We start from the raw sequence: 9,998 nt of genomic DNA on the forward strand, positions 1-9,998 counted from the left end.
TCGCCCGGAAGTAATAACCGACGCAACCTCCACCAGCCGCCTTGCTCCCACCTCAGCCAGAAAAGGACATCGCCTTACGAACCGCTCACTGAGAGGTCGGAGGACCTCACGGCGCGGGCCGTCGGACGGTTCGCCATCCGCAGTGCCGAGGGCGTCGCCTCGCCGGGCAAGTGGCTCGATAACGTCCCGAACGTCTACGCTGCCTTCGCGCTCCTCCACCAGTTCAAGCGCCTCCCCGTCCGTTGGCAACGCCGCACCGAACTCCACGACGCCTTCGTTTCATTGGCCTGCACTCTCATCCGCTGGAGGCGGCTGAAGAAGCACCGATCATGATCGTGTTACGAGCTCATAGCGCCCTGCCCACGTTTCCGGGGGCGGGGCGACCTGGCTGTCAAGGTGCTCGATATGCCGTGCCGAATGAGGATGAGCCCGGTGCGGTGCACCGCATCAACCCAAGCTGATAAGCCGCCGCCGGACCGCCCCGCGGTCAGGGCTGGTCGTACCAGGCAAACGCTGCGATCCGCCAGCCCTCGGAGGTGCGGACGAACTGGATGGTCTTGGTACCGTCCCCCTCGAACGGCTCACCATCCAAGATCCCGGACTTGCGGTACTCGCCGAACCGCGACGCGATATCGCCCGCGATCTCAGTCCGTTCAGAGGTCTCCCACTCGGAGAACTCGACCAGCCGACCCTCGGTCAGCAGCCGCTGGCGAGGCTCGATGAACTCGTCCACGGTGTAGACCGTGAACTCCGGGCCGGTCTTGACGATCACACCACCGGGAAGAATCAGCTGGCGGATCCGGGCCACGTCGGCAGCCTTGCCGCCCCGGTTGTCAAAGGCATCGAAGAACTCGGCGGTCACGACGTCTATCTCGATCTTGGACATGGCGCGACGGTAACAGCGAAGGGGCGCCGGACCTCGCCGGTCTCGACAGGCTGCGAAATGTCGTCGAGGCGGACCGTCGCGCGCCAGTTCAAGCGCCTCGCAGTCCGCCCGGCAGACGGCTCCACCTCCACAACGCCATAGTCTCCCTGGCCTGCGGACTGATCTGCTGGAGACGACTCAACAGCCCTACACCATGATCGTGTTACGAGCTCATTGGGGTTGGTTCTGTCCAAAGCACTTCGGCGCAGGCCAGCGAGGGCGGACGATGAGGTGAAGCATCAACGGGGGGACAGGGAGCATGTCGAGTAATTCGCCTCCGGGCGCCTCAGATCCAGGTTTATGGCGCCGCCTCGGGCGTCGTCTACATAGCTGGCAGACGATCATCGCTGCCGTTCTGGCGGCCCTCGGTACCATTGTGGGCGCGCTCATCGCAGGCACAATCGGTGGTTCGGACAGCCCCGGCGACAGCGGGAGGCCTTCACCGCGAAGCAGCGCGACGGCGGTGAGTGTGACCTCTTGGTCAGAGACGCCGGCAGCTCCTCCGCCCGGGAAGAAGCGGTATCAGTTCGCTGGCACGGCCATCAACCTGCCATCTGACGCGGAGATTCACGTCATCGTGGCGTCACCACGCGGCTCTGCAGCCGATGCGCCCAGCGCGGAGGAGGGCGGAAGCGAAGGCGGCGACGCATGGCTCATCTCTCCAAGCGCTGACGTCCTGCGCAACGGAGTCTGGAAGGTGTCATGGACGCTGCCCGAGCCGCCCACGGCGGGTCACTGGATTGCCATTGTGGTGCGTTTCCCCGCCGTGGAGAGTTCCGGCCCCGATGTTCCCACCTATAACAGCCCCCTTCCTGGTGTTACGCAGTGGTCGCCGCCTCCACCAGGAGACGGGCCTACGGAGGAACCGACAGAGGAGCCGCGTGATCCGCTGTCCGATGTGGCCGAAGAGGGCCCGACTGCCAGTGACGTTGTTGCCTCTGCTGACGTCCCGCCAGGTGCCTGAATTCGTGCAGTCTCTCGTTGGCAGTCAGGTCCAGCGAACGTTCGCGGGGCTGGCTCGGCAGAAGGGCGGCAGATATCCACCGTGCTCAGCGTGATTGTGTGTCTCCGACCATGGTCACCGCGAGCTGCGCGGAGAGAGTCACGATGGCGAGCCGTAGCCGTCGTACGGAACGCCGTTCACGGCGCTGCTCGTGCTCCGCGAGATCCTGCGAGGCCTCGAGGAATGCCGTCACCATGGCTCCGGCTGTTCCTGGGACCTGTTCGACGCAGCCGGAGGCGACGGACAGGCTGGCGCCAGGGTTGAGGAGGATCCGGTCGCGGCTGGCGTGTTCCCAGTTGTCGACGGCGTCGGTGAGCTGCTGACGGATGCGCAGTCCGTCGCAGTGGTCGCTGATCTACTGGCTGAGCCGCGGCCACGCCGTCCCCCGTTCTTCGTGGGCGATGGTGACCTCAACGGCCCGGGCAAACTCCGCAATTCGTTGAGCAGGTGCCCCTGGATCATCAAGGACCGGGGCAACGAGTCATACGGGGGCCCCGAAGGCCACGAGCCCGAACCGGGCTCTACAACGAAGAAACAGGGCCGACTCAGGTTGCAGCGGGGCCAGTTGAGACGGGCGAAGTCGAGTCCTCCCGCAGGCGCGCAAACCTCTCCCGCCGCCCGGCTGTGCATGACAGAGTGTCATGTGTTCGCTAGTGCGATCGAAGGGGGAGTAGGGGTGGCTGCGCCGTTACAGCTGACACGGACGCACCGGGTGCTGATCGGCGTGGTCGTGTGCGGTGCCGTGATCCTCGCGGGTATCGGTTTCGTGGGATCGTACGCGGCGGTCCGTGAGCTGGCGCTTGAGAAGGGCTTCAGGCACTTCAGTTACGTCTTCCCGGTCGGCATCGACGCGGGCATCTGCGTCCTGCTCGCCCTGGACCTGCTGTTGACATGGACCCGTATCCCGTTCCCGCTGCTGCGTCAGACGGCGTGGCTCCTGACGGCGGCGACGATCGCGTCCAACGGCGCGGCCGCGTGGCCGGACCCGCTCGTCGTGGGTATGCACGCGGTGATCCCGGTCCTGTTCGTGGTCTCGGTGGAGGCCGCGCGGCACGCGATCGGCCGGATCGCGGATGTCACCGCGGACCAGCACATGGAGGGTGTCCGCCTGACCCGCTGGCTTCTGTCCCCGGGGCCGACGTTCCTGCTGTGGCGGCGGATGAAGCTGTGGGAGCTGCGCTCCTACGAGCAGGTGATCAAGCTGGAGCAGGAGCGCCCGGTCACGCAGGCGCGGCTGCGCTCCCGGTTCGGCCGCGCCTGGCGGCGCAAGGCGCCTGTCGAGGCCCTGATGCCGCTGCGGTTGGCCCGGTACGGGGTCCCGCTCGCCGAGACCGCTACGGCCGGTCTCGCTGCCGCTGGCATCGCCGACCCGCCGATTGCCTTCACCTTCGCTGCTGAGCGCGCATCAGCCCCAACGCCCGCTGAGGAGCCTGCGCTCGGGCCCGCGGCCAGCGCCGAGGGGGAACCGGCTCCATTAAGCAGTCAGGCCACCGGCTCCACGGATCAGTCCCCGCTCGTGGCGGCGGAACAGGGGGCCGGGGATGCGCAGACGGATGAGGCCAAGGGCTTCGCTGTGGCCTACCGGGCCTGGATCGCGAGCTTCCAGAGCGAGCCCACGGCCGCCCAGTTCGCGTACTGGCTTCAGGAGCACGGCATCACCACTGCCGCGGGCGGGCTGCTCACCGATGCCCAGCTGCAGCCCCTGCTGCAGGTTCTTGCCCGGCGCTATGGTCCGACTCCTGAGCCCGTGACCGCGGAGCAGCAGGCGGACGACGAACTGTCCTGGTACGGCTACTTCTCGAACGCCTGGTTTGCGTATGCGCAGGAACGCGGCGCCTATCCCCGGATGCCAGCGCCCTGGCCGCGTACGTCTTTGAGCGGGATCAGATCGCCGGTCCCGGTGGCCGCGCCCTGACGGGCGTCGACCTTCAGGCCTTCGTCGAGGACTTCCAGCAGCGCGAGGTCACCGCGACGGCTCGGCACGCCGAAGACCCAGCCGGCAACTCCCGTCAGCCGCACGCCGACGAGCTGGCGCCGGGCGACGAGGAGACGGCCGAGTCGGCGCCCGCAGGTGCAGGTGCGCAGGCGGCCACGGACCAGCGGGGCCCTCGGGTCAGCGCCGCCATCGACGGGCCGCCGCCGAACGAGGGCCCGTCCATCGGGGAAGTGGCCGGGCTGACCACTGTTGACCGGTACTACCTGGCGTGGGCGGAGCACCAGGCGCAGCGCAGTGCAGAGCCTGTGTCGTCGACGGCGGAGGCGCAGGAGCTGTCCGTCTACCTCGCCGAGGAGAAGGGATTGCGTGGCCGGGGCGGCAAGCCGGTCAGCGCCGGCATTCTGCGCCGCTACCTGCTGCCGTTTCGGATCTACCGCCTGTGGGCCGGGCAGCGGCTGCGCAGCCAGAGGCCCTCTTTGGAGGCTGTTGCGCAGGAGTGTGCTGCGCAGGGGATCACGGCGCAGCACAACCGGCCTGTCACCGCTGCCTACATCGCCGGCCAGGCCGGCGACTTCGAACGGCGCTGGCAGGCCCTCACATACCACCACGCGCAGACCCGGCAGTAGAAGCCGGCCAGTTGAAAGGGGGCCTGACCCTGTCGGCGTGCTCGTCAGAAGAAGCCGAAGAAGCGATCCCACCAGGTGGGCCGCTGAACGTGCGAGGGCAGCCGGCTCGGCCCGTCGTAGTCGCTCTCCAGCAGTTCCTCGGCGATCACTGCATAGCCGAGTTCGACCAACGCCCGGTTCACCTTGGCAAGGTCAGCGCCGTCCAGCTCGCCCTCGGCCTGAGCTTCTTCGGTGCCGAGGAAGGCGCCCGGATTGTCCGCGCAGACCAGCGCCAGTGAGGCGAACTTGCTCACGCAGACGACGATCCGTGTTCCGCATACGGTCGCGTCAGCCGGCACGACAACCCGTCCGTACTCGCTGGAGTCCTGGGTGTCCTGCTCACTCGTGCAGCGGGCTGCGAAGTCGCCTTCGAGTCGGATCAGCAGGCCACCGAAGCGGGCTGCGGTCTCGCCACGGTCGTAGTGCTGCGGCCACTCCAGCCATTCCGGATCATCAAGCTCGCGCAGTAACGCCAGCAGATCCGCTTCGCTTCCGGACATGCGTTGATCTTGCCGAACCGGCCACCAGCGGAGCGACTCGGGGTACCACCCCATTCCCTGTCCCCGACAGCACCATTCAAGGTCAGTAGCAGACCCGCGGGCAGGCCCTGACGCATCGCGTCGGGGCCCGAGTGCGGGAGCACGAAGTGAGTACCCTGAAGCAATGCGATGCTGCTGGGAGTGGCTGCGTCCAGTGGTGCAGGCGCCCTAACGTGCCGACGATCGGGCCGGTCCACCCGTCCGTTCTGACCGAGGACTTGTTCACGGGCACTCTGGAGTCCTTCGAGATGGCAGGATCACCGATACATTCTTCCCGGATCGTCCCAGTCGGCTGGGCAGGGCTGGTAACAACGTTCATAAAGGACGGCATTTCGGAGCGGAGCCGAATCACATGACGGACGAGGTCGTTGAGTACCGCTACCTCTGGGACGGCTCCGAGGAGGGCTGGGTTGTCCTCCGGACGAAAGCGCTGTTGGGCACCATCTTCAACACCAACACGCGCATGGCCCTGCTCATCGAGGACAACGCCGTGTACGCACGGGTGATTGAGCAGATGCGCACGTACGGGTGCCCGTTCCTGGACTCCATCCCGTAGGAAGTGTGGTGGCCCCCTTCACGCCGGAGGCGGGCCGCCACGTGACCAGGGAAGCAAGGTCGCAGTCCGCGCCCAGTCCGCAAGACACCCACTCAGGACCGTCGCACCCCATCGCCATCGATGGACAAGCAGTCTTTCTCGCCTTCCCGTCGGGTAAGGCCAATCCGGCCGCCAAGAAGTACCGCTACTACTACGTCATGAGGACCAACCGGCATGCTCGCCGTGGAAGAAGCCGAACGCAGGGCCCGGGCGTTCCTCGTGGAGGAGAGCAGAACATGGGGCATGTCCTCCAATGTGAGGATCATCCCCGAATACTGCTTCACGGATGGGGCCCGGTCCATCGCTCCCTACGACCATGTCGAGTACCTCGATCACGGACGTGAGGACATGCAACTCGGCGGGAACCTGCCCGTAGCTGTCGACCTGAGCACGGGAGCGTGCTCCTTCATCACCTGGGAAGAGGCACAGGACATGATGGAGCGCGATCTGCTGTGACCTCTGCCCAGCAGGTTGCTTCTGGCGGCGTAGTGGATTGCCGTGGCTTTTTTGGCTTGATGACCTGGTGAGTGCCGTGTCAGGACAACGGGACTGCACGGCAGTCCGCCGTCCGCTATCGCCTTCTGGGACAGAGCCTGGGGGTCGGTGAGGTTACGGCTCTGGACGCGGGAGGTGCCGCCAGGTGTCAGGAGCGTCATCGGGTCCTCAAGGCGCCTGAACTCGGCCGGCCTCAGCCCGTTCTCATCGGGCAGAGCGGATGGGGTGGGTACCGGTCCGCGGGGCTGTTCTTGAGTGGGGCTGATCAGGGTGTGGGGGAGGGTTGCCGGTTGCCGGGGTGGTGGTTGCCCGGGGTTGTCATCCGCGCAGCCCGGCTCCGCCGGCGGGGCGCAGGTCGATCCGCTCGGGCGGTCCCGCCAGGAGCGGTATGGCTTGCCCGATCAGTTCCGTGGCTCCGGGCGCGGACAGTGCGTCCTCGTGGTCGGCTGCGCTGCGCCAGATTTCGGTGACCCACACGACGTCTTCCTCACCGGGGGCGGTGTTGACCACGTACAGCTCGCACCCGGAGGCGTCCTGTGCCTGTTGTGCGGCCTGCAGGAGGATCTTGACCAGGGCGTCGCGCTGCCCGGGCTGCGTGCGGAACTTGACGTACAGGCCGACCTTGTCCATGTCTGTCTCCAGCTGCGTCATCGGGTTCCGTGGTGATGATCGCACGGGTCCGCAGGGGCGGGGGCCGGCTGGGGTTCTCGTTGTACTTGTGTGGTCCGGCCGGCTCTGGGACTCTGCCGGGTACGGCACTGCCTCCTGCGATCCGTGCACCGGGGAGGGCTCCGCGCTGGCCGCAGCGGCTTTGCTCACACCGGGCACGTGCCTGTGCACGTTCTGGTGGACCGCCGTGGGATGGAACTCGGAGTGATGCCGGCAGGTCAGGTGTCGTCGGTGATGGGTGTGAGGGTGTCGAGGAGGACGTCGAAGACGAAGCGTGTGCTGTTGGGGCCGCCTTCCAGCCACCAGGTGCTGACCGTGGCGACGTCGTCGGCGATTTCTTCGATGGTGCACTGGATGCTGGTGGGGCAGGGGTAGGGTGCGGTCGGTTGCAGCTCTCCGCCGAAGTAGACGGTTTTGCCGACGAGTTGATGGGGGCGGTCGTAGACGTCGGCGAACTCCACCAGGATCAGGCCCGGGAACGGATCGTCGGTGAGCCAGCACACAGCGGTAGCGGGCAGTTCGCAACCATCACCCTCGCCCAGATTTGTCCCCATGTCTGCACACTACCCATCGGGTGTCGCACGGCACTACCGGTTTAGCAGCACCAACGAAGCACTACTACGGGCTGGATGCCGCCGTTGTCCCGGGCGTGTTGAGGAGTTCGCGGATGAGGTCCCCCGTCTCCAGTGAGCAGTCGAGTGTCTGGTTGATGTGTTGGATGCGGGTGATGGTGCTGTCGAGTCCTTGCCGGTTGCCGGCGGCGTGTTCGATGCGGAGGGCGCCTCGGTACAGCAGCTCTGCCGTGTCGTCGACTTCGAGGCCCGTCGTCACCGCTCGGCGCGCCCTGTTGAGATCGTGGTGTGGGCTTGCGGTCATGCGGTGGGTGGCGATGGTGTGGGCGATGTCGACGATGCGCGTGATCATCTTCAATGCGCCGCCCTCGGGGCTGGTGAGCTCGCATGGTCAGGAGTCGCGTATTTGCGGCCGAGCCCAGATGGGCTCGCGCTGAGTGATCTGCGCGAGCTCGGCCGCACCCAGCAGTCTGCTGGTCTGCGATTGTCATGATGGGTAGCAGCAAATCTCAGGTGTCTCCAGAGGAGCGACTATGGCGTTTAAGACCGGGGTCGCCGAACCGGAGGAGTGGTCCTATTCGCCGGCTGTCGGCGTCGGACCGCTCCGGTTCGGGATGACCGTCGACGACGTAGTCGAGGCGGCTGCGATGCTCGGCCAGACGAAGGTCAGCGATTGTGCACGAGGCCACGCGATCTTCACGCCGACGTGGAAGGTCGAAGTCCACCGTCGCGGAGTAGTGGCTCCTTCATCGCCTGCCGTCACGGCCTACGTAAGCCAAGCTGTGGGGCTGTTCTGCATCGCTGCCGATGCCATACACGGACCTCAGATCGCGTACGACGGTCTCCAACTGGTCGGGAGAGACCTGTCGGAGCTGGAAAGCGAGGCAATCGCGTATGCCGAAGCGATGGACGTGCACTTTCGCTACATGCCCGAGGGCTACGCAGCACCGGATGATCCCGGGATCGTCATGCGCGCGCAACTGGTCGGAGAGGTCCTCCGGTCGCGTCCGCTGTTCATGGTGCCGCGCGACGGCGCGTGGACGGAATGGGACTCGTTGCCCTCCGAGGAGTATCGCGTCAACGGCCAGCCCGCGACCTGACGTGGTGTGATTCATGGCGCGGGGTGGAGGGGGCGCACCCGAATACGCCAGGCCGGGGCCTTCAGGAACCGTAGGGGCCGCCGCGGAAGTACAAGCTTCGGTGCGCTCGTGGGCGGTCACCGCGCTCGTGGGCGGTCACCGCGCTGGGTGACGGCGTGGCACCAGGAACAGGACCAGATCTCCTCTTCCCATGCAGTCGGCAGCGCTGGCCACCGCCACATCGCACGCCCACACACATCGCATTCCACGGGCGAATCCTCACACGCCTCCGCGCGTGGCCCCAATCCGCTGACACCGCGCGACTTACCAAACATCCCCGCCGGGATAAAACGCTCTTTCAGCGGGGCAGGGACTGTCCTCTGACACCGAACCTGGGTGGTTTGTCAGGGAAGTTGGACCACCGCTGTGTACTACGAACTGTACCCAGCCTGGAAAGACCACTGGTACCGGGGCGGTACGAGGGCTTTCAGGGACTGGAAGGCGAGGACCGCGTCCCATGGCCGGCACGGCCCGGGTCCCTGTTCCCGCGTCACCCGGTGCAGGGCCTGGTCGAGGATCTGACGGCGCAGGGCACTGTGGTGGCGGATCCGGGCCGGGCAGGGGCAGTCGCAGCGGCCGGGCTGCCCGGTACCGGGCGGTGCGGGGCAGTCAAGTTGAGGAGTTTGCGGATGAGGTCCTCGGTCTCCGTTTCCAGTGAGCAGTCGAGTGTCTGGTTGATGTGTTGGATTCGGGTGATGGCGGTGTGCAGGCCGGAGCGGTTGCCGGCGGTGTGTTCGATGCGGAGGGCGTCTCGGTAGAGCAGCTCTGCCGTGTCGTCGACTTCGAGGCCCGTCGTCACCGCTCGGCGGGCCTTGTTCAGGTCGTGGTGCGGGCCTGGGGTCATGCGGTGGGTGGCGACTGTATTGGCCACGTCGATGATCCTTGTGATCATCTCTTGTTGGTAGGGCTCGGCCCAGGGCACGGGGTGACCGCCGAACGGCGTGCCCCGCACCAGGCTGAGGGCTCTTTCCAAGTCGGGCACGCCGGCTGGTCCCTGGGGCAGCGCGCGCTCGGCGAGCTGGAGGAACTGTGTCCAGTCGCACCGCACCGCGGGGGAGAGCGATAAGGGTCCTCGGCGGTGCTGCGCCGCAGAACGTAGGGATGGCCGGAGGTGTCGCGGCCCAGGGCGCCACGCAGGCCTCGCAGCCGCGAGTTGAGGGTGTTCACACTCCAGGGGTTGAGCGGGTTCATGTCGGTGCACAGCACGTCGGCGGAGCGGCCCGGCCGGAAATACAACAACGTGGTCGCAGATGACGCAGCGCCCCGGCCCCTGGCCCGCCGCTCATTGTGCGCACTGCCGCTTCGTCAGGCAGGTGGGCTGGGGGCCTGACATGCTTCGGGTCATGGAGTCCCGGACAAGTCCTGAGTGAGCGGTTCGTAAGGCGATGTCCTTTTCTGGCTGAGGTGGGAGCAAGGCGGCTGGTGGAGGTTGCGTCGGTTATTACTTCCGGGCGAAGTTG

12 protein-coding genes and 1 pseudogene are annotated in these 9,998 nt (G+C 66.5%); 6 read left to right on the top strand and 7 right to left on the bottom strand.

The features are described from left to right. Positions 1 to 333 (top strand): annotated as a pseudogene (locus tag ACIOHP_RS49775) (hypothetical protein); the annotation flags it as partial. A gap of 154 nt (positions 334 to 487) precedes the next feature. On the opposite strand, the gene ACIOHP_RS49780 reads toward ACIOHP_RS49775, so the two are convergent. Further along, positions 488 to 886: a DUF4440 domain-containing protein gene (locus ACIOHP_RS49780; RefSeq protein ID WP_401898475.1), complete on the bottom strand. Its 399-nt coding sequence runs from the start codon at positions 884 to 886 to the stop codon at positions 488 to 490. Positions 887 to 1,974: 1,088 nt separating this feature from the next. Then, the gene (locus tag ACIOHP_RS49785; protein WP_401898478.1) at positions 1,975 to 2,124 is read right to left on the bottom strand and encodes a hypothetical protein; all 150 of its coding nucleotides are present in this window, start codon (positions 2,122 to 2,124) and stop codon (positions 1,975 to 1,977) included. Positions 2,125 to 2,604: 480 nt separating this feature from the next. Between ACIOHP_RS49785 and ACIOHP_RS49790 the strand changes: the two genes are divergently transcribed. Continuing rightward, positions 2,605 to 3,843 carry a DUF2637 domain-containing protein gene (locus ACIOHP_RS49790; protein ID WP_401898480.1) on the top strand — a complete coding sequence of 413 codons (1,239 nt, stop codon included), beginning with the start codon at positions 2,605 to 2,607 and terminating at the stop codon, positions 3,841 to 3,843. Between the two features lie 251 nt (positions 3,844 to 4,094). Then, complete coding sequence (locus tag ACIOHP_RS49795) at positions 4,095 to 4,490, top strand: hypothetical protein (protein ID WP_401898482.1); 396 nt, start codon at positions 4,095 to 4,097, stop codon at positions 4,488 to 4,490. A gap of 44 nt (positions 4,491 to 4,534) precedes the next feature. Here ACIOHP_RS49795 and ACIOHP_RS49800 read toward each other — a convergent pair whose 3' ends face one another. After that, complete coding sequence (locus ACIOHP_RS49800; RefSeq protein ID WP_401898485.1) at positions 4,535 to 5,029, bottom strand: hypothetical protein; 495 nt, start codon at positions 5,027 to 5,029, stop codon at positions 4,535 to 4,537. A 391-nt stretch (positions 5,030 to 5,420) separates the two neighbouring features. Between ACIOHP_RS49800 and ACIOHP_RS49805 the strand changes: the two genes are divergently transcribed. Together ACIOHP_RS49805 and ACIOHP_RS49810 are read left to right on the top strand one after the other, a co-directional pair. Continuing rightward, positions 5,421 to 5,624, top strand: a complete 204-nt coding sequence (locus ACIOHP_RS49805) for a hypothetical protein (protein ID WP_401898488.1) — start codon at positions 5,421 to 5,423, stop codon at positions 5,622 to 5,624. Between the two features lie 213 nt (positions 5,625 to 5,837). Then, on the top strand, positions 5,838 to 6,119 hold the full coding sequence (locus ACIOHP_RS49810; RefSeq protein ID WP_401898491.1) for a hypothetical protein: 282 nt from the start codon (positions 5,838 to 5,840) through the stop codon (positions 6,117 to 6,119). A 357-nt stretch (positions 6,120 to 6,476) separates the two neighbouring features. On the opposite strand, the gene ACIOHP_RS49815 is transcribed toward ACIOHP_RS49810, so the two are convergent. The 3 genes from ACIOHP_RS49815 to ACIOHP_RS49825 all read right to left on the bottom strand — a co-directional run bounded on the left by ACIOHP_RS49815 (position 6,477) and on the right by ACIOHP_RS49825 (position 7,751). Next, positions 6,477 to 6,809, bottom strand: a complete 333-nt coding sequence (locus ACIOHP_RS49815; RefSeq protein ID WP_401898493.1) for a putative quinol monooxygenase — start codon at positions 6,807 to 6,809, stop codon at positions 6,477 to 6,479. Positions 6,810 to 7,045: 236 nt separating this feature from the next. Beyond that, positions 7,046 to 7,381, bottom strand: a complete 336-nt coding sequence (locus ACIOHP_RS49820; RefSeq protein ID WP_401898496.1) for a hypothetical protein — start codon at positions 7,379 to 7,381, stop codon at positions 7,046 to 7,048. 64 nt (positions 7,382 to 7,445) lie between these two features. Continuing rightward, on the bottom strand, positions 7,446 to 7,751 hold the full coding sequence (locus ACIOHP_RS49825; protein ID WP_401898499.1) for a hypothetical protein: 306 nt from the start codon (positions 7,749 to 7,751) through the stop codon (positions 7,446 to 7,448). 181 nt (positions 7,752 to 7,932) lie between these two features. Between ACIOHP_RS49825 and ACIOHP_RS49830 the strand changes: the two genes are divergently transcribed. After that, positions 7,933 to 8,499, top strand: a complete 567-nt coding sequence (locus ACIOHP_RS49830) for a hypothetical protein (RefSeq protein WP_401898501.1) — start codon at positions 7,933 to 7,935, stop codon at positions 8,497 to 8,499. Positions 8,500 to 9,028: 529 nt separating this feature from the next. Here ACIOHP_RS49830 and ACIOHP_RS49835 read toward each other — a convergent pair. Next, on the bottom strand, positions 9,029 to 9,430 hold the full coding sequence (locus tag ACIOHP_RS49835; protein WP_401898502.1) for a bacterial transcriptional activator domain-containing protein: 402 nt from the start codon (positions 9,428 to 9,430) through the stop codon (positions 9,029 to 9,031). Positions 9,431 to 9,998 lie beyond the last annotated feature (568 nt).

It is taken from the genome of Streptomyces sp. NPDC087859 (genome assembly GCF_044742595.1).
Classification (GTDB): Bacteria; Actinomycetota; Actinomycetes; order Streptomycetales; family Streptomycetaceae; genus Streptomyces; species Streptomyces canus_F.

Coding starts and splice junctions, on each gene's coding strand:
- ACIOHP_RS49835 (WP_401898502.1), bottom strand. CDS start 9,430: ATGATCACAAGGATCATCGACGTGGCCAATACAGTCGCCACCCACCGC.
- ACIOHP_RS49810 (WP_401898491.1), top strand. CDS start 5,838: ATGCTCGCCGTGGAAGAAGCCGAACGCAGGGCCCGGGCGTTCCTCGTG.
- ACIOHP_RS49820 (WP_401898496.1), bottom strand. CDS start 7,381: ATGGGGACAAATCTGGGCGAGGGTGATGGTTGCGAACTGCCCGCTACC.
- ACIOHP_RS49815 (WP_401898493.1), bottom strand. CDS start 6,809: ATGACGCAGCTGGAGACAGACATGGACAAGGTCGGCCTGTACGTCAAG.
- ACIOHP_RS49800 (WP_401898485.1), bottom strand. CDS start 5,029: ATGTCCGGAAGCGAAGCGGATCTGCTGGCGTTACTGCGCGAGCTTGAT.
- ACIOHP_RS49780 (WP_401898475.1), bottom strand. CDS start 886: ATGTCCAAGATCGAGATAGACGTCGTGACCGCCGAGTTCTTCGATGCC.
- ACIOHP_RS49785 (WP_401898478.1), bottom strand. CDS start 2,124: ATGGTGACGGCATTCCTCGAGGCCTCGCAGGATCTCGCGGAGCACGAG.
- ACIOHP_RS49825 (WP_401898499.1), bottom strand. CDS start 7,751: ATGATCACGCGCATCGTCGACATCGCCCACACCATCGCCACCCACCGC.
- ACIOHP_RS49830 (WP_401898501.1), top strand. CDS start 7,933: ATGGCGTTTAAGACCGGGGTCGCCGAACCGGAGGAGTGGTCCTATTCG.
- ACIOHP_RS49805 (WP_401898488.1), top strand. CDS start 5,421: ATGACGGACGAGGTCGTTGAGTACCGCTACCTCTGGGACGGCTCCGAG.